We start from the raw sequence: 18,190 nt of genomic DNA on the forward strand, positions 1-18,190 counted from the left end.
ACCTACCTACGTATTGTATTGTATTGTATTGTATTGTATTGTAAGCTAATCATAACTGCTGTTCCCATTCCGGGTTCAGATAACATCTTCATTTGACCATTGTAAAGGCTTAACCTGTTCCTTATGCTGCTTAAACCAGCACCTGCCGGAGAACGTTCCTGTTCAGCAACATCAAAACCTTTGCCATTATCCCTTACTTCTATGTATATATCTTTACCTTTTTTTATTTCCAGTTTTACCAAACTCGCTTCGGCATGTTTCATACAATTATTGATGAGCTCCTGTATAATCCGGAAAATACTTGTTTCTAAAAGCAGGTCCATGCGTTCATTAAAACCCGATGCTTTGGCTTTAATAACCATGTTTTTCCCTGAAAGCCGCTTGGCCAATTCATCTATCGTAGCCGGAAGGCCGAAATCAATTAAAATGGACGGTGCAAGCTCAAAGGATATATTTCGCGTTTCGCGGATGGCCATAGCAAGCAATTCATTAATCTCATGAATTGGTTTCATAGCAGCGCTTTGATCAAGCATGCCCAATTTAATTTTAATCCCATAAAGTAACTGGCTAACGCTGTCATGTAACGCGTCGCTGATACGCCGGCGCTCACTTTCTCCGGCGGCCAAGGTGGCCAGTGTGATGGCTCTTTGCTGATTTTGCTCCAACTTTGAAGCAGCGTCCTCCAGCCTTTTTTTCTCCGTGATATCCATCATGATACCAACCAAACGTTTTTGTGGGCCAGGCTCATCAATTACATGCCCTCTTATAGCCGCATAACAGGTTTCCCCCTTGCTGTTGATCATCCTGCATACCAGGTCTATTTCTTTTTCCTGGTTAATAGAGTTGCGAAATTGCTGATCGGCCATCTCCCTGTCATCCGGATGGATCAGGTTGATGAAGGTTTGGTACTGGCCGTCAAATTTACCACCAGGTATCGCGCAAATGCGGTAATTGAATTCATCAAGGTAAAACTTCATGGTTTCCAGATCAAGCTCCCATGTGCCAGCGGATGAAGCCTCCAACGAAAGCTCCAATCTTTCCTTAACTTCTGCCAGGTCCTTTTCAGTCTTGATTCGTTCAGTGATATCTATTACCGCAATATAATATTGTTGGGAATGCTCTGCGTATCTCTTAGTAAGGATGCCTTCCAGTTGCGCATAAAACGGCTTCGCCATTTTGGTGATCATTTTTAACTGGCAGCGCTGGCGTTCGCCGGATTGCAGAGCTTTATAAAAGTTCCGGAAAATTTCCTGTTGGTCGGCACTTATAAAAATATTAAGGGGTTTTCCGATCAGACTAAACCGTCCTGCTTCCAGCAATACAGTACCTGCATAATTGACTTCCTCAATAACACAGGCATGTGTGAGTATAAAGTAACCGAGCGGAGCTAGGTCATAAATATCAGCGAAGCGGGCTTGCTGGCGTTCAAGCGCTTCATTTGCAAGATTCAATTCATCGTTTTGCATTTCCAGCTCAATCTGGTGCACCTGCAGCTCCTGAAAAAGCACCTGCATATCCGTTTCATTCAACGTGGTTGCACCATCGCCCACCTTTTGCAGTACTTTTTCTGCCTGGTTACGCAAATTGCTGAATGAAACTTTATCTTTCATCTGTATTAACTGGATTTTATTAAGGTGACCACAAATTGTTTTGAATCACTTCTGTCAGGACCTTTCAATTGACTCACAGTAAGCCGATAAAGCCCATTGTCAAATTCCAACTCTACAATTTCCTGGTCATCTGTTTCTACTATAGAGTTGAACAACCCAATCTGTTTTTCGTTTTTGAAATAATTATTTAACAATCCTATAACCGGTTTTTGCATAACTTCTTCGGCGCGCAGCTTAGTAAGCTGTAAAAACGCGGCATTTGCATGCGTTATCTTTAACATTTGATCTGTAACGGCAATTGGAACTTCCAAAATATCTACGAAATTGTCCGCGTATTTCCGGAGTAACTGAAGGTTTTGTTCTAATTCCTTGTATTGGGTAATCAGTGTGAAGGTAATAACGGCCCCCGATATAAAGTTATCAAGTGTGCGGTACGGCATAATACGTACGCGGTACCATTCATCGTTTTTTGTTTTTACCTCCAGCTCCTTAACTACTAACTTTTCAATTACTTCATTAATGTCGTCTTCGATATTGGAGTTATCAAAATTGGATACTACATGCAATATCGGCCGGCCAATATCTGTAGGAATCAGGTTAAATAGCTTCCGGACCTGGGGTGTATAACGCAGGATATCGAGGTTATTATCCAGGAATATGGTGCCGATCTCTGTAGAATCCAACAGGTTTTTCATGTCATTGTTGATCCTTGTCAGTTCATCTGTTTTGGCCTGATACTGCATATTAATGGTCATCAGCTCCTCATTCAGCGATTGCATTTCTTCCTTGGTAGTCAATGATTCTTCATTGGTACTCTGTAGCTCCTCGTTAGTGCTTTGTAATTCCTCGTTGGTTGATTTCAGTTCTTCAACGGAGGTTTCCATTTGCTCAATGGTACTGTTAAGCTGTTGTTTGGTATATACCAGTTCTTTCTCCAACTCCTCTACCGCCACATCTTTTTGCTCGACACCTGCACGGGCTTTCTTCTTTCTTTTTAGCAAGCCTTTATCATCAAAAACAAGCAACACCAACCCTTGCAGCCCGGTATCTTCCAGCACACTTGCTTTCAAGGATACCAACCTGATCTGTCTTTCTTCTTTCAATTTGATATCATCAACAACAACAGGCTCTTTTTGGCCCCGCGCCCGGTGTATTACGTTACCAATAACATAACGCAGCTCCTCGCGCGCCATACGGTGTATATTCATTATTGCTTCACCATGCGGCAATTCCAGGAATCTCCCTGTTTTACCGTTGCTGTATAAGATATCCCCCCGGTCATTCACCAAAACGGCCGCAGGCGTGTGATGTTCCAAAAGGATCTTATTAAAAGTATCTGCTACAGATCTTTTGATTATTATTTTATCCATGTCATCTGCTTTTACAGCCTGGGCAGGTAGCTGCCTGGCTACGTTAAACGGAAAATCGATCATTTTGCCAGCTGAAACATTACTACCCTTCCGCTCGTAAATTTTCCATTTGGGATCAACCGAGGTAAACATATCTGTAAAGCCGCCAATGGTTTCGGCCGGCCCCATGAACATCAGGCCTTTGGGGTTAATAGCATAATGAAATACCGGGATGATTTTTCGTTGAAGTTCGGTAGTCAGGTAGATCATCACGTTGCGGCAGCAAAGCAGATCAAGACGGGTAAAGGGTGCATCCTTAATGAGGTTATGCTGCGCGAATACGATCATTTCCCGCAGTTCTTTTCTTACCTGGTAAGTGTGTTCATTTTTAATAAAGTATTTCCCAAGGCGTTCCGGTGAAACATCAGCCGCAATATTATCATAATAATAACCTGCGCGGGCATGGTCAATAGCCTCCGCGTCAAGATCGGTGGCAAAGATCTGTAGTTTTGGCCAGTCATTTTTTTCAATTTCGTCCAGACTTTCCATCAGGAGTATGGCGATAGAATAAGCCTCTTCGCCGGTGGAACATCCCGCCACCCAGATCCTTACAGGCTCATTGCTCTTTTTATCCTTCATCAGCAGGTTCAACCGTTTTTTAAGGGAATCAAAGGCTGCAGAGTCGCGAAAAAATTTGGTAACACCTATCAGTAATTCGTTGAATAACACGTCCGTTTCCTGGGGGTTTTCTCTTAAAAACGTCACGTACGTTGCGTAATCAGCAATTTGGTGATAAGCGATTCTGCGGTCGATCCTACGGGTGATGGTACTTTTTTTATAAAGGGAAAAATCATGCCCGGTATGCGAACGCAGCAGCATCAGGATCTTTTGAATAGCATTGGAGTTTTGGATGGCCTGCCGAACATGTTCAGAGGCTTCTTCTGCTAAAACCGGGTGGTTCATATACTGGATCAGCTTAACCGGCATTTCTTCGGGCGATAATACGTAATCCACAAGGTTGGTGCTGATCGCCGCCAGCGGCATGCTGTTATACTGAGCGGTTTGCGGATCCTGCACCATCACCATTCCCAGCTTTTCTTTGATCATGCGTACACCCGTCTCACCGTCTGATCCCATTCCCGAAAATATGATGCCTACCGCTCTGTTCCACTGGTCATCGGCAAGACTTTGTAAAAAATAATCTATGGGCTGCCGGTAACCGTTGGGCATAGTTGGGTTAAGCAGCAGCAGCCGGCGGTTGTGCAGTCCCATGTCCTTATTAGCAGGTATCACATAAACCTTGTTTTCTTCCAACTGCATACCATCAGCTGCTTCAATGACAGGCATAACGGTAAAAGTTTTTATTAAATCGGCAACGTGGCCCTTATGGTTAGGATCGAGATGAATGATGATGACAAATGCCATCCCGCTTTCGGCAGACATGTGGGTGAAGAAAAGCTTAAAGGAGGCGAATGCTCCGGCAGAACCTCCAATCGCAACTACAGGAAATGATCTGCCTTTATTTTTAACGACGTTATCATCAACGGCAATAACAGCTGGCTTAGTTTTTTTTAAAGGCTTAACAGGTTTTTCTGGCATGACAGATCAAATAAAAATAACGGGTAGATTTTCAAAAATAGTTATAAATGGGAAAGAGCAATTAAAATATTAAAAAGGGCGAACGCATGGTTCGCCCCGGAAGAACTTTGATGTATCGGCTTATATAATAAAGCAAGGGCTGGTCTCCCTGTTGCCGTTATTAAACGGTATGTAAATATAATAATGTTAACCGCGTTAACAACATCCCTATTTTAACTAAGCCAGCGCTGTATAAAACTTCATGATGAGTTGCAAAATGTTTTACGCATTTTTTTCTTTATCCTCAATTTGTGCAGTGCGTACGGCCAGGCGGCTGTGTATTTTGCTCCCTTAGCTTTTGCATAAAAGCTCTGGTGAGCGTTCTGTCATAATCCGTTGCCAGTACATGGTAGCGCATAATTTGTCTTTATTAAATTAACCCGGAACTGCTGCGGTTATTTAAGTGGAATAAAATTGGATGAGTAATAATATAAACTTTTTGAGTTTAATAGGGTTTTGTTAAAGTAGCCGATCGATATGATGAAATTACAGCCGTCAAAATCGTTAACCAAAGATCAAACCGAATCCGGACTGAAATTGGTGATCGCTGACGGTATGACCGCCGAAGCTATGGTGGTTTTTACCAGCGGTACTTTTCTTACGGCCATGGCTATCAGTTTAGGTGCAACAAATTTCCAGTTAGGTCTTTTTGCCGCATTGCCTACTTTTACCACCATTTTTCAGCTGGTGGCCATCTGGCTGGTTCAACGGTTCAACAACCGCAGGGTTATCACATCCATATTTAATCTGCTGGCCCGACTGCCCATTATAGCCATTGGCCTGATGCCTTTTTTGTTTACCCGCGGTACCAGCGTACAGGTATTACTTCTCCTGCTGTTCTTTCAGCATATTTTTGGAGATATTGCCGGAGCCAGCTGGAATTCGTGGGTCAAAGACCTGGTGCCCGAAAAACAACTGGGCGTATTTTTTTCCCGGCGAAGCCGGATGGCCCAAACCCTGAACGTTACCCTAAGCCTGGCAACCGCTTTTGGTATAGACTATATCAAAGCACATTATCCTTCCCAGGAGATCATCACCTATAATATTTTATTTCTGATTGGCGGCGGGCTTGGTTTATTAAGCGTAGGTTTTTTATTACGTACCCCGGAACCACGGGCAAAAAAAATAAACCGCAAACTGCTCACCTTATTTACATTGCCTTTAAGAAACCGGAATTTTAAAAACCTATTGGCATTTAACTCAGTTTGGGCATTTGCTTTAAATTTAGCTACGCCATTTTTTTCGGTTTACCTGCTCAAAACCCTGGGGATGCCGTTGTCATATGTGATATCTCTGGGTATTTTGAGTCAACTCAGCGGCATCCTATCCTTTAAATTATGGGGACAATATACCGACCGTTTTAGTAATAAGACCATCCTCAGCATTTGTGCCCCTTTATATGCCTTTTGTATCCTGTTTTTCGCTTTTACGGCCATGCCAACCACCTGGTTAGGCCGGCTCGGTTTATTGGTACTCATCTACCTGGTAAGCGGTTGGTCTGTCGCAGGGATAAATCTCGCTTTAAGTAATATCGGATTGAAATTGGCCTCAAAGAATGAAGCTATTGCCTACCTGTCTGTAAAAAATATGTTTGCGGCTTTTTTTTCAACTATAGCACCGCTTGTTGGCGGTTTGCTGGCCGACTTTTTTTCCAGCCATCAATTTAATTGGAATATGCAGTTTATCAGTACCACCTCCGTTACAAATTTCACCTTGGTGAATCTCCGGGGATGGAACTACTTTTTTATTTTCGGCGGGCTGTTGGCCTTGCTTTCGCTGAGGTTGCTTAAGTTGGTTAGGGAACCAGGAGAAGTTGATAAGATGCGAGCAATCATCCATCTGCGGGCCGATTTCAGAAAAACATTGCGAAACCGTTTTGGCCGCCAGGTGGCCGACCATGTATACCTACCAGCTATTATTGCCAGACGTAGAAGTAAAAAACTACTCAAACAAAAACGGTACTCCGCTTTTCCTGTTTTACCAGACAAAAATCTAACTTAATTTCTTTTAAAGAAATAAATTATCATAAAAGTGCATTTTACTATACACCTTGTAGAGGTATGTAAACACTCCTGCAATGTTGTCAGCAGTGTTTCAAAAGATTAAAACGCTTCTGACATTTTGGTTTTATTTTTGAAACGTTTGGGTCATAAACATCTATTTATGAAACAAAGGCCTAAAATATTTACGTGGCATATCCACGGGAGCTATCTTTTCTACTTATCGCAGGGTGATTATGATATTTATATTCCGACCAGGGCAGGCAAGCCTGAGGGGTACTATGGCCGTGGGGAAACGTTCCCTTTCGGTCCAAACGTTATCGAAGTTCCCGCAGAACTGGTAAAATATCAACAATTTGACTGTATTCTTTTTCAAACCAATCAGAATTATCTGGTTGACCAGTTCGAAATTCTATCGGAGGAACAAAGAAATTTACCAAAGATCTATCTGGAACACGACCCGCCGCGTGGGCATCCGACGGATACCAGGCATATTGTGCAGGATCCAACGATTACCCTGGTTCATGTAACTCATTTCAATAAGCTGATGTGGGATAATAATGAAGTACCTGCTACAGTTATTGAACACGGTGTTATACAACCAGAAACTACCTATACCGGAAAACTAAATAAAGGTATTGTGGTGATCAATAACCTGCCCTCACGCGGCCGTTTGCTTGGCCTTGATGTTTTTCTTGAAGTGCGCAAACATATTCCGCTTGATCTGGTAGGCATGGGAACAGGTGAGCTTGGCCTTGGCGAAGTTTTGCATCCTCAACTACCGGAATTTATCAGTCAGTACCGATTTTTCTTTAATCCAATCCGCTACACCAGTTTAGGGCTGGCCGTATGTGAGGCTATGATGATGGGAATCCCGGTAGTAGGTCTGGCTACCACAGAGCTGGCTACCGTTATCGAAAACGGTCACTCCGGATATATTCATACCGATATCAATTATCTGATCGCTCAAATGAAGTTACTGCTTAGGGATGTAGAACATGCCAGGCAACTGGGCGAAAAAGGCAGGGAAACAGCCAGCCAAAAATTCAATATCAGCCGATTCACCCAGCAATGGGAACAACTCTTTTTAGCCGTAATCAATAAACAACAATCTTTATTAATTACTGAAAAATAAACCATTATGAATAAATCCATGCATCACGTTGCTTTCATTAGCGAACATGCCTCTCCGTTAGCTGATCTGGGAGGCGTAGATACCGGCGGGCAAAATGTTTATGTGGCACAACTGGCTAAATGCCTGGCCAATGAAAATTATCAGATCGATATTTACACCAGGCTGGAAGACGCAGGGCAGCAACAAATCGTAAACTGGCTGCCGGGAATCCGGGTGATCCATGTCAAAGCCGGTCCTGCACGGGTTTTGCCCAAAGAAGAAATATTACCCTTTATGCCAGAGTTCAGGGATAATATGTTAGCATTTATTGCTGAACAAGGAATCGAATACCAACTGATACATGCCAACTTTTTCATGTCGGGCTGGGTAGCAGCGGAAGTTAAATCTATATTGGATATCCCTTACACCATAACTTTTCATGCATTAGGTTATATCCGCCAATTGCATCAGGGCAATAACGACAAATTTCCGCCGGAACGTTTAAGGATCGAAAAACACGTAGCAGAGTCAGCCGATTGGGTGATAGCTGAATGTCCGCAGGACAAGGAGGATTTGATCAATTACTATGAGGTGCCTGCGAATAAGATCACTATAATTCCCTGCGGTTTTAGTCAGGACGAATTTTACCCGATTAAAAAGAAAGAAGCCCGTAAAAAATTGCAGCTGCATCCAAATGAGCCCATATTACTGCAATTAGGGCGCATGGTGCCGCGTAAGGGTGTGGATAATGTTGTTAAAGCCTTGGGACAATTAAAGAAAAAAGGCAAACAGGTTCGTCTGCTGGTTGTTGGCGGAGAAAATGAACGTGCTGATCTTAAACAATGTCCGGAACTCAACAGGCTTTACCAGATTGCTTGCGAAAGTGATGTAGCTGAGCAGATCCATTTTGCGGGGCGTAAACAACGGGAAGCGCTTAAATATTATTATGCCGCTGCTGATATTTTTGTAACCACCCCATGGTATGAACCTTTTGGGATAACTCCGTTAGAAGCCATGGCCTGTGGTACGCCTGTGATAGGAGCTAATGTAGGTGGAATTAAATATTCTGTACTGGATGGTCAAACCGGAGCACTGGTATCGCCGGATAACCCTGCTGAACTGGCGCAAAAGGTAGACGAATTAATTTTTGATCAAACCAAGATAGCTGAGTTAAGTTTAAACGCTATAAACCGGGTCAATGCTTACTTTACATGGGCCAGCGTAGCCCGCAGGGTAAGCAGTCTTTATCAGAAGATCATAGAAACAGCAACTGAAAAAAAACTAAGGAAAGCTGGTTAATCGCGATAAGAATGAACAAGAATAAAGCGGTATTTTTGGATAAGGATGGTACTTTGATCGTCGACGTCCCCTACAATGTAAATCCGGGGCTGATTGTATTGAGCGACCATTGTCTGACCGGCTTACATCGCTTACAGGCTGAAGGCTATTTATTGGTCGTTATATCCAACCAGGCTGGTGTGGCCCGTGGCTACTTCAATGAAAAAGCACTCACGGTGGTCGAAAATGAACTCAGGTCGATGCTGGCCCAGGCAAACATCCAGTTAAGTGGTTTTTATTATTGTCCTCATCATCCTGACGGGATCGTTAAAACATGGGCCGTTGACTGCGACTGCCGCAAGCCAGCGCCGGGTATGCTGTATCGTGCGGCAGCGGAATTGGCTATCGATTTAAATTCCTCCTGGATGATTGGCGACATTTTGAATGACATTGAAGCCGGTAACCGGGCGGGTTGTAAAAGTATCCTGATCGATAATGGCAATGAAACAGAATGGCACCTGAACGAAATACGTGAACCGGAAATAAAGGTCAACAACATCAACGAAGCGGCAGCGCATATACTCACACATGTTCAACAACTGGCAGGATTGTAAACATATTTTATGCATCCGCCCGGATAATATGGGCGACCTACTCATGACCGGCCCGGCATTACGTGCGTTAAAAACATCTTTTGGAGCAAAGATCACTGTATTAACTTCTTCTATGGCAGCCGGCATTGCCCGTTTTATGCCTGAAATTGATGAAGTTATCACCTGTGATCTCCCCTGGGTTAAAACTGAATCGCCAGTTGACGTATCGATATTTGAACAAACTGTTGCATTGCTTAAACAAAAACAATTTGATGCCGCGGTTATCTTTACCGTTTACAGTCAAAACCCTTTGCCAACCGTTATACTGGCTTACCTGGCCGGTATTCCCAGGCGTTTGGCTTATTGCCGTGAAAATCCATACCTGCTGTTAACCGAATGGGTGCCGGATAAAGAGCCCTATTCAATAATTAAGCACCAGGTAAGGCGGGATCTTGATCTTGTCGGAAGTGTTGGTGCCAGCACAGAGGATGAAAGCTTAAACTTAAAAATTGCGACGGATGCAAAAGAAAGAGTTATAAGTAAACTCCAACAAAAGAGTATCAACACCGATAAACCCTGGCTTATATTGCATCCCGGCGTTAGTGAAGTTAAACGTCAGTACCCTAAAAAAAACTGGGTAGATACGGGACACAGCCTTGTGAATGAACTGGGATACCAACTTCTTATTACGGGCTCAACAGGTGAAAAGCAACTCACTGAAGATTTGCAAAAAGCAATCGGCAAAGGCAGCTATGCAATGGGCGGCTTATTTACTTTAGAAGAGTTCATTGCTTTAATAGAAATGGCCGTCGCGGTGGTCTCTGTTAATACGGGCACTGTTCATATTGCTGCTGCATCCGGAACACCCTGCGTGGTCCTTTATGCTCAAACTAATCCCCAGCATACCCCCTGGAAAGCACCAAACTGCGTATTACCTTTTAGCGTTCCACAGAACTTGCAAAGCAACAACGAGGTGATCAGGTTTGTTCACGAACAGTTATATAAGGAATTTGTACCTATTCCCGACAGCGAGCAGGTCCTGAAGGCGGTGAAAACGCTTTTACAAACTAACCTGGCTTACCGATAGCAGGTCGATAGCTTGTTTCTTGACCGCATCAAAATCATCACTTTCGAGCCAGTTTATAGTGCGATGGAGCTTCTTATTCAGCGGTCCCCACCTTTGCGGTTCGCCATCCATACTGATCACAATGCTGGGGGTTTGAAATGCAGCCGCCATATGAGATACACCTGTACAATTGGAGATGAGTGCATAAGCATTTTTTATCAGGATACCCATAGCACCCAAATTGGTAAGGCCGGCGAGGTTAATGGCTGGTTCACGCATTTGACCGATAACCGCCGCTACAATATCAGCCTCCTCCCTGGTACCGGTAATAGCCGCTTTAAAACCGCATTCTACTGCATAATCAGCCAGGGCGGCAAAATGTTCTACGGGCCACTGCCGCCAGGCACCACGAGATCCGGGATGGATACATACATACTGTTTGGGTGCAAGCGCTAATTGTAATGTCTCATAATCGTATTGATCCTGGGCAGTTATTGGAAATTCGAGTTGGGTTCCCTGTGATGGAATACCCAGGTAGTCCATTAACAGCAAATGTCTTTCAATCTCTGATCCATGATCAGGATAAGCCAAAAAATATTCCAGATTAGGCGCATAATCATCCGGAAGAAAAAATCCTGCAGTATAATGCGCTTCAAAAAGCGCTATCATGGCGTTCACAATAGTGCCATTACCCTGCATCTGCAAAGCCAAATCAAAATGCCGGTTTTGCACTTTATTTAAAAAGGAAGCAAAGAGCACCGGGTCAACAGGCTGCTCCGGTAAACCCGGAAATCCTGGAAACCAAATAAAATCGTCGAAATAATTATTAAAACGTTCTGTGAATGATTTAGCCCAGGGCAAACCTGCCAGGGTAATACTGGCATTGGGATAAGCATGACGCAAGGCACGCATCGCCGGAATATGACAAAGCATATCGCCAAGTTGCAAAGCCCGAAACACAATGATCTTTTTAATATCTGTTGGTAATTTCATAGCAAAAAAACGCGGTATTTGATGGCGCCGTACCATTGCCAGTAGAGTGATAAAAAGGGAATACACAGTGACGTCACCATCATTTCCAACACGTGCCGGGGCTGCAACGTAGTAGCCCGAAGCCGTTGAAAGACGAACCACAATGATAAAGCTGTCCAGAAAAGCAATCCTCCATACAGCATCGTACTCTGATGAAAAGCCAATCCGACAATCATGATCAGAAAAGAAACTACAACCGTATAATAGTGAACCGGTGGAACTGGCTGAATTTTTTGCCGGTAGAGTGCGGGATATTTTTTATACAATAATGCATTATATAGTGTTTTCCGCTGTTCTTTAATACTAATGCCCCAGGGGGCTTCCCTTACCGGATGGGTAACTATTGCGCCGTTAACCTTAACTATGGGTATATTGGCCTGGATCATCTTAAATTCCAGATCGCTGTCTTCGCGCCATGCCATAGTAAATTGTTCATCAAAACCGCCTGCAAGCGCAAGAGCTTTTTTTGTACAACAGCAGTTGGCTGTTATAAAATCGGCGCTTTGTAAACCGGCGATGTTCAATTCGTAATCGGTAGGTTTTTCGGGTAACGGCACTATGGTTCTCCCGCTAAAAGCTACTATATGCTCCTGTTGATAGTGGCTATAAAAAGCCTGCAGCCAGTTTTCATCGGGTAAGCAGTCATCATCGGTAAAAGCAACCAATTTAGCTCTGGCATTTAACCAACCGTAATTACGGGCAGCTGCAGGCCCTTTCTTTTCATCGGTATGAAAATATCTTACCAGTGGGTAATTCAACTTGCTCCAATTAGTCAACATTGTTTCTGTAAGCTTATCGGGCCCATCGCTAACTACAATGATCTCAAAAGCACCAGGATCAAAATTCTGTGTGGTTAAAGCATTCAAACAATTAAGCAGTAATTTCGGACGCCTGTAGGTAGGAATCACGACTGACAGTTTTATCTCCATTTTTTTCAATTAAAAAAGATCCGATTACCAAAGCATCAAATGGCGAAGTCCAGAAACACTCGATCGCATCACGCGGTGAGCAAACTATCGGCTTGCTTAAAGTGTTAAAGGAAGTGTTCACCAGTACGGGTACCCCAGTTTTACGTTGAAAGGCTTTTAACAATTCGTAATAATTTTTATGCTGGTGTTCATTAATGGTTTGTATCCGTGCAGTGCCATCTGTGTGCCTTACAGCCGGTATCTGGTCTGCCTTTTCCGGTCTTACGTTATAAATAAATAACATAAAAGGTGAATAGCCTGCATTTTCAAACCAGTTAGCGGCTTCTTCCTCCAGTACTACCGGGGCCACCGGCCTGAAATCTTCCCGGTCTTTTACTTCGTTTAACCGTGCCTGCATGGTTGGGTTGATAGGCGAAGCCAAAATTGACCTGCTTCCTAAAGCACGCGGACCAAATTCCATCCGTCCCTGATACCACCCAATGATCTTGTCCTGCGCCAGGATCTCAGCGGTTTCTTCGGCAATATTATTCAGTTTTTTATAAGGTACTTTAGCCCAAATCATAAATTTCTCAATTTCTTCATCACTATATTCAGGACCCCAATAGGCATGATCCATAACAAAGTCTTTATTGTAGTTCTGTCTTTGCTGCGCATCAACCCATAAAGCGGCACCCAGCGCGGTGCCATCATCACCGGAGGCAGGCTGAACCCAGATATTTTCAAATAGCCCCTGATCGCGAATGCGGGCGTTCAACACGCAGTTAAGGGCCACGCCGCCAGCCATGCATAGGTTTTTTTCACCCGTTTTATGGTATAGCCAATCTGTTATTTTCAGAACCGTTTCTTCCAGTACCACTTGCAGAGAATGGGCAATATTAAAATGATGACTGGTGAATTCCTCGTGCCGTAACCGCTTTGGCCCAAAGCGCTGTTCCAGGTTTTGATCTGTTATGGTATAATGACCGTTTTTATCTAACCGGATCATCTCCCGAAAGTCATTCACAAATTCAGGTTTACCGTATGAAGCCAGCGCCATCACTTTATATTCATCCGAAGAATGCAGAAATCCAAGGTGGGTTGTTACCTGCTCATAAAGCAGCCCCAAGGAATTGGGCAGATATACCTGATCTATCAAGGTTAAGTCTTTACCATTTCCCGTAAAATAAGATGTAGTTGCTTTTTCTCCCCTGCCATCCATGGTCATCACCGCTGCGCTGTTATAGGGCGAACAATGAAAAGCGCTTGCCGCATGAGCAATGTGATGTTCAACAAAATGCCATTCAAAATCGTTAACAGAAGCGCCGATAAACCGTTGCTGCAGATGGTGTGGATATCCATCCACCAACTGGCGGGGCGCGTTCAAAATAGCACTTAAAAATAATGGATCCCATGGATTATCCCATTCCTTTGACAATTGATCACCAGTATCCTCTAAAGGTATGGCTATGGTTGACATGCCTGCGTGCTCGTCACCCAAAAGTAAATACGGATCAAATGAATACGCAACATGATCTACGTCCCTTAAATGGATACCAGCCACTTTTAAACAGTAATCAATAGCATGGAAAGGTAGTTCCCAGGTAGAGAAAGGAACCGGACGTTTTCCGTGCTTGAAATGAGTGAAACGCTCCTCTTCAGTAGCTGCTAACAGCTTACCATCTTTTAATATACATGCAGCCGAGTCGTGAAAAGCTGCGTTTATGCCTAATGTGTAGATCATCCTGTTCTGATTTAACTGCCCGTTGTTATAGTTTTTCTTAGTTTCAACAGAGGAAATAAATTATAGTTTTATGAAAATAAAATCTATTTTTTTTCATATTTAAAACACTGTCAGCTATTTTAAGTTATAAAATACAACAATATTTACTTTTAAGAAATTAATTATCAAATTTCATGTATTGTATTGATTCCTAAAAGGTAAAAATCAAGTCGGAAATTTTATAAACCAAAGCAGGCGGTTAAAAGCCGGCTGTTTATGATGATAAACCTATGAAAAATCAAATGAGCATCTCTTACCTCGGCTTTTCAATGGCGTTCATAGTAATGCTTGCGGCCTGTAACCCAACCGATAGTCATAAAAAGGTCGGCAACAGTCAGGATACCAGTAGTGTAAACAAAGGGGGTGGCCCTTCTATTCAGGATACTGCAACCATCAACAAAGACCGCCGCGATTCGACTAACCGGCCGGCGAGCGACTCGATGAGCAAAGGAAACGTCGATCCTTCTGGACATACATCCGGAAATTCACCCAAAAAATAGATTACGAATCCTTACATTATCAGGTTTAAAGCCGGCTGCTTTCAGTCCCCTTACTAATGAATGACGGGTAAGTAGGATGACTTATAAACTCAAAGTGATATCATATTAACTTGATCTGCAAGTTCCTTGAATACGATATCTAACCTACTTAGTGCATTATGTTTTTATCAGCTACGTATTTCACGGCGCATAAAAAAATAATAAGCAAGAGCAAAACATCCTACCGTTGATGCCATCAAACCACTTACTTGCGGCCAAACGAGCATTACACTCTCTTTAAAAGGCAATGGAGCTGGTATTGCACCCGCCATTTGTTCCATGGTTACAGGGCCAAGGCTGCGGATGGAAGGCATCAGCAAGGTGGTGACTGTGTCTGAGTAAAGCTGGTTTGGCGCTATACGTTGCAGATTCAAAATCAGATCGTTATAACTGATAATTTCGGCTGGGGTTAGATAAGCCGGATCAGGTAAGAAAGATTTAATAACGAGGTTTATTATGATCTGATAAAATATCGTAAAGAATAGCCAAATCCCAATTGCCGTAAGCGCGGAGGTTGCCGCTTGCTTAAACAAAATGGACAGCATGATGGATAAGCTTAACCAAAAAGCCACATAAGCGATCGTGATCACAATGAACCCCAATATCCTGAGCAATTCCTGGGGTTCCATGCGCACTCCTGTCAGGATCAGTCCGCTTCCTATCATTAACAAAGCCAATGCTAAAAACAAACTGCTCACCATAACCAGGGCGCTTACAAATTTAGCCAGCAACAAATTGTCCCGGTAGATCGGTTGTGCCATCAGGCGGGCTAATGTGCCGCTATTTTGCTCTGAATTGATCGCGTCAAATCCTAAACTGATGCCCAGCAAAGGGGCCAGAAAACTCAGAAATACATGAAACGGCGGAATAGAATTGTCGGTTGTTGTTAGTAGCTTCAGGTATAAAAACAGATGGTCTGGATCCTTTGCATTTCCAATGGCTGATTTGATGTTCGTCAGCGATACGTACATGGCGGCAATAAAGGTAAGAACGATAAGCGCAATCAATATTGCAAAGCGCCAGCTGCGTATGTGATCCGTTATTTCTTTGTGAACGATGACACCAAAAGGCCCCGTTGCAACAGATTTACTTTTCATAGCTTGTATTTTCAGTGCTGTTGGATTCAAAATATTTTTGATAGATATCATCCAGTCCATAATTTTTTTGATTTACGCCGATAACGTCATAGCCTTTTTCAACCAGAAATCGAACCAGGGAGGCCGTCACATCATGGTTGCAGGTAAATTCCAGCTCATTTTTATTGATGGTGATCTGGTTGATCGCTTCCCATGCCTGAAGTGTAGGTTCGAGTAACCAAGGCCTCTGTATGGGTTGTGCTATCCTGATAGTAGTGACATAACTATCGGTGTCGAATACCTGACTGGACAGCGCGCCGACATTTCCCTGTGCCAACAATTTGCCGTTAACAAAAATCCCTACGCGGTCGCACACTTGCTGCACGTGGTGCAAATGATGCGATGAAAGTAAAACAGTAAGTCCTTGTTGCCTGCTTAACTGCCTGATCAGCGCTAAAAATTCTCTAACTCCTGTGGGGTCGATGCCCAGTGTCGGCTCATCAAGGATAATAACATCGGGGTTCTTGATCAACACATCGGCCAGGCCCAACCGCTGTTTCATCCCCCGGGAAAAGGCAGCCGTCTTTTTGTCGCTGTCTGCGGTAAGCCCTACTATTTCCAGTACCTCTGCCGATCGTGTTTTAAGCTCATTTTCAGGCAATCCATTTAACCTGCCAATATATACCAGGTTTTCTAACGCTGTCATATTATCATAAAAACCAACGCTGTCGGGCATATAGCCTACTTTTTTCTTAACCTTAATAGGGCTGCTGGTAGCGTTATACCCGCAAACAAAAGCTGTTCCGCTTGTTGGGTCAGTAAGCCCCAGCATCATTAATATAGTGGTGGTTTTGCCTGCGCCGTTAGGTCCCAGCAATCCAAAGATCTCGCCTTTATAAACATCAAGGGTCAGATCATCAACTGCTTTACGGGAACCATAGTTTTTGGTTAAACCATTTAATTGTATGATAGAATCTTTCATTTGTAATAACTGGAATGAATATGTTACCTTCTGCCATATTTACGAATGAGGTAATATACCACACCAATAGCCGCCAGAATGACCAAAAAACCTACCCAGCCCGAGAGCAGGGATGTTTTTACCAGCAACCGGAAAGCGATTTGTGAATTGGTGTTGCTGTTTGTTGCCGTAAAATTGGCGGCATAATCACCGGCGATGGTCTTGTCAGGTACTTTTACAGTTACTTTAATATCCATTGATTTCCCTGCTTCCAATTGTTTAATGCTGGCCGGTTCAAAAGTAGATTCCCAGCCGGTAGGCAGCTGAGCGGTGACTTGCAGGTCGTTCAATGACAGGGTACCACTGTTCCTGACAGTCAATTGCAGTTCTTTTTGACTGCCGGAGGTTACCTCGTCGCTTACTCTTCCGGTTGGTGTACTCAGCGTCAGACCATAAGAACCTTTGACTACAGCCTCCAGGTTTAGCGACAAGGTATCAGAACCAGCTATGGCTTTGACCGGGATCGTGTATTTTTTTGGAGAGGCCATGGCTGTGGCATTGATCTCGATGGCAATGTCCTGTATTTTCCCCGCATCTACGTTGATCGAAGTAACCTGGCTGCCGTCCACTTTATAAGCGATCATCCAGCCAACCGGAAGATCGGCTTTGAGTTCGTATATCCTGGCACTGGCCGAACCGTTATGCAGCGTTGTACTGTAACGGAAGGTTTCATTGGTGGCAGCCTCGATGTTCATCAGTTTAGCGGTAAAGCCTGATTTGCCAACCGGCCAGGTGACTGGCTGCTGCTGTGCCTGTGATGCGAATGTCAGAAATAATAAAAGAAATGTAAAGCTGCGCGCTGCGCTGAAGCGGGTGATAGTGAATTGGGGTAACATGATCTAACAACTAAAATAATTAATGATAGCTTTCAAAAAATGCTTTTTCGATAATTGTTTAATGTTTAAAAATTGATGGTTCAAATAAAAAAAGCAAAATGAAATTTTCAAATGCCTTTAACATTTTTTAACAATTGGGACATGAAATTGTGTTAGCCCAACTATTCCGAATTATATCAGCCGGCTGATGATGTTATAAAAATCCACAGAGATGCAGACATTTGAACTGATACCTTCTCCATCAAGTTGGGCAGTTGTTCGTGTAAAGCGGCTGACTGATTTTCATAAAAAATCAAGGAATATGACGAACTCCCAATAGGCAATAATTCAGATTTTTTACATAATTTGGA

Annotated in this window: 14 protein-coding genes; 6 read left to right on the top strand and 8 right to left on the bottom strand. The window is 43.3% G+C overall.

Annotated elements, in window-relative coordinates:
• Window positions 1–2: 2 nt before the first annotated feature.
• Both AB6735_RS04550 and AB6735_RS04555 read right to left on the bottom strand, forming a co-directional pair.
• Complete coding sequence (locus AB6735_RS04550; protein ID WP_370994660.1) at window positions 3–1,610, bottom strand: PAS domain S-box protein; 1,608 nt, start codon at window positions 1,608–1,610, stop codon at window positions 3–5.
• 5 nt (window positions 1,611–1,615) lie between these two features.
• Complete coding sequence (locus tag AB6735_RS04555) at window positions 1,616–4,558, bottom strand: CheR family methyltransferase (RefSeq protein WP_370994661.1); 2,943 nt, start codon at window positions 4,556–4,558, stop codon at window positions 1,616–1,618.
• Window positions 4,559–5,074: 516 nt separating this feature from the next.
• Here AB6735_RS04555 and AB6735_RS04560 point away from each other — a divergent pair.
• The 5 genes from AB6735_RS04560 to AB6735_RS04580 all read left to right on the top strand — a co-directional run bounded on the left by AB6735_RS04560 (window position 5,075) and on the right by AB6735_RS04580 (window position 10,669).
• On the top strand, window positions 5,075–6,598 hold the full coding sequence (locus AB6735_RS04560) for an MFS transporter (RefSeq protein ID WP_370994662.1): 1,524 nt from the start codon (window positions 5,075–5,077) through the stop codon (window positions 6,596–6,598).
• Window positions 6,599–6,760: 162 nt separating this feature from the next.
• A complete protein-coding gene (locus AB6735_RS04565) occupies window positions 6,761–7,732 on the top strand; it encodes a glycosyltransferase family 4 protein (RefSeq protein ID WP_370994663.1) in 972 nt (323 codons plus the stop codon).
• Between the two features lie 6 nt (window positions 7,733–7,738).
• Complete coding sequence (locus AB6735_RS04570; RefSeq protein ID WP_370994664.1) at window positions 7,739–9,010, top strand: glycosyltransferase; 1,272 nt, start codon at window positions 7,739–7,741, stop codon at window positions 9,008–9,010.
• Between the two features lie 11 nt (window positions 9,011–9,021).
• Complete coding sequence (locus AB6735_RS04575) at window positions 9,022–9,603, top strand: D-glycero-alpha-D-manno-heptose-1,7-bisphosphate 7-phosphatase (RefSeq protein ID WP_370994665.1); 582 nt, start codon at window positions 9,022–9,024, stop codon at window positions 9,601–9,603.
• Window positions 9,578–10,669: a glycosyltransferase family 9 protein gene (locus AB6735_RS04580; RefSeq protein WP_370994666.1), complete on the top strand. Its 1,092-nt coding sequence runs from the start codon at window positions 9,578–9,580 to the stop codon at window positions 10,667–10,669. Before AB6735_RS04575 ends, AB6735_RS04580 begins: the two co-directional genes overlap by 26 nt.
• Here the strand turns inward: AB6735_RS04580 and AB6735_RS04585 are convergent.
• From AB6735_RS04585 to AB6735_RS04595, 3 genes are read right to left on the bottom strand one after another with little or no spacing between them, the layout of a single operon-like run.
• Window positions 10,643–11,641 carry a glycosyltransferase family 9 protein gene (locus tag AB6735_RS04585; protein ID WP_370994667.1) on the bottom strand — a complete coding sequence of 333 codons (999 nt, stop codon included), beginning with the start codon at window positions 11,639–11,641 and terminating at the stop codon, window positions 10,643–10,645. The genes AB6735_RS04580 and AB6735_RS04585 overlap by 27 nt on opposite strands.
• Window positions 11,638–12,609, bottom strand: a complete 972-nt coding sequence (locus AB6735_RS04590; protein ID WP_370994668.1) for a glycosyltransferase family 2 protein — start codon at window positions 12,607–12,609, stop codon at window positions 11,638–11,640. The genes AB6735_RS04585 and AB6735_RS04590 overlap by 4 nt, the downstream gene beginning before the upstream one ends.
• Window positions 12,551–14,329 carry a carbamoyltransferase gene (locus AB6735_RS04595; RefSeq protein WP_370994669.1) on the bottom strand — a complete coding sequence of 593 codons (1,779 nt, stop codon included), beginning with the start codon at window positions 14,327–14,329 and terminating at the stop codon, window positions 12,551–12,553. The genes AB6735_RS04590 and AB6735_RS04595 overlap by 59 nt, the downstream gene beginning before the upstream one ends.
• A 269-nt stretch (window positions 14,330–14,598) precedes the next feature.
• On the opposite strand from AB6735_RS04595, the gene AB6735_RS04600 reads away from it, so the two are divergent.
• Window positions 14,599–14,868, top strand: coding sequence for a hypothetical protein (locus AB6735_RS04600; protein ID WP_370994670.1), 270 nt, complete (start codon window positions 14,599–14,601; stop codon window positions 14,866–14,868).
• Window positions 14,869–15,035: 167 nt separating this feature from the next.
• Here AB6735_RS04600 and AB6735_RS04605 read toward each other — a convergent pair whose 3' ends face one another.
• Genes AB6735_RS04605 through AB6735_RS04615 form a run of 3 tightly spaced genes read right to left on the bottom strand, consistent with a single transcriptional unit; the run spans window position 15,036 to window position 17,840 of the window.
• Window positions 15,036–16,004, bottom strand: a complete 969-nt coding sequence (locus tag AB6735_RS04605; protein WP_370994671.1) for an ABC transporter permease — start codon at window positions 16,002–16,004, stop codon at window positions 15,036–15,038.
• Window positions 15,994–16,965 carry an ABC transporter ATP-binding protein gene (locus tag AB6735_RS04610; protein WP_370994672.1) on the bottom strand — a complete coding sequence of 324 codons (972 nt, stop codon included), beginning with the start codon at window positions 16,963–16,965 and terminating at the stop codon, window positions 15,994–15,996. The genes AB6735_RS04605 and AB6735_RS04610 overlap by 11 nt, the downstream gene beginning before the upstream one ends.
• 23 nt (window positions 16,966–16,988) lie before the next feature.
• Complete coding sequence (locus tag AB6735_RS04615) at window positions 16,989–17,840, bottom strand: NEW3 domain-containing protein (protein ID WP_370994673.1); 852 nt, start codon at window positions 17,838–17,840, stop codon at window positions 16,989–16,991.
• Window positions 17,841–18,190 lie beyond the last annotated feature (350 nt).

The organism is Mucilaginibacter sp. RCC_168 (genome assembly GCF_041355315.1).
GTDB lineage: Bacteria > Bacteroidota > Bacteroidia > Sphingobacteriales > Sphingobacteriaceae > Mucilaginibacter.

Bases quoted from the DNA above. Each gene is read 5' to 3' on its own strand.
- AB6735_RS04560 (WP_370994662.1), top strand. From the start codon at position 5,075: ATGATGAAATTACAGCCGTCAAAATCGTTAACCAAAGATCAAACCGAA.
- AB6735_RS04555 (WP_370994661.1), bottom strand. From the start codon at position 4,558: ATGCCAGAAAAACCTGTTAAGCCTTTAAAAAAAACTAAGCCAGCTGTT.
- AB6735_RS04570 (WP_370994664.1), top strand. From the start codon at position 7,739: ATGAATAAATCCATGCATCACGTTGCTTTCATTAGCGAACATGCCTCT.
- AB6735_RS04610 (WP_370994672.1), bottom strand. From the start codon at position 16,965: ATGAAAGATTCTATCATACAATTAAATGGTTTAACCAAAAACTATGGT.
- AB6735_RS04615 (WP_370994673.1), bottom strand. From the start codon at position 17,840: ATGTTACCCCAATTCACTATCACCCGCTTCAGCGCAGCGCGCAGCTTT.
- AB6735_RS04590 (WP_370994668.1), bottom strand. From the start codon at position 12,609: ATGGAGATAAAACTGTCAGTCGTGATTCCTACCTACAGGCGTCCGAAA.
- AB6735_RS04565 (WP_370994663.1), top strand. From the start codon at position 6,761: ATGAAACAAAGGCCTAAAATATTTACGTGGCATATCCACGGGAGCTAT.
- AB6735_RS04585 (WP_370994667.1), bottom strand. From the start codon at position 11,641: ATGAAATTACCAACAGATATTAAAAAGATCATTGTGTTTCGGGCTTTG.
- AB6735_RS04605 (WP_370994671.1), bottom strand. From the start codon at position 16,004: ATGAAAAGTAAATCTGTTGCAACGGGGCCTTTTGGTGTCATCGTTCAC.
- AB6735_RS04575 (WP_370994665.1), top strand. From the start codon at position 9,022: ATGAACAAGAATAAAGCGGTATTTTTGGATAAGGATGGTACTTTGATC.
- AB6735_RS04580 (WP_370994666.1), top strand. From the start codon at position 9,578: ATGTTCAACAACTGGCAGGATTGTAAACATATTTTATGCATCCGCCCG.
- AB6735_RS04600 (WP_370994670.1), top strand. From the start codon at position 14,599: ATGAAAAATCAAATGAGCATCTCTTACCTCGGCTTTTCAATGGCGTTC.
- AB6735_RS04595 (WP_370994669.1), bottom strand. From the start codon at position 14,329: ATGATCTACACATTAGGCATAAACGCAGCTTTTCACGACTCGGCTGCA.
- AB6735_RS04550 (WP_370994660.1), bottom strand. From the start codon at position 1,610: ATGAAAGATAAAGTTTCATTCAGCAATTTGCGTAACCAGGCAGAAAAA.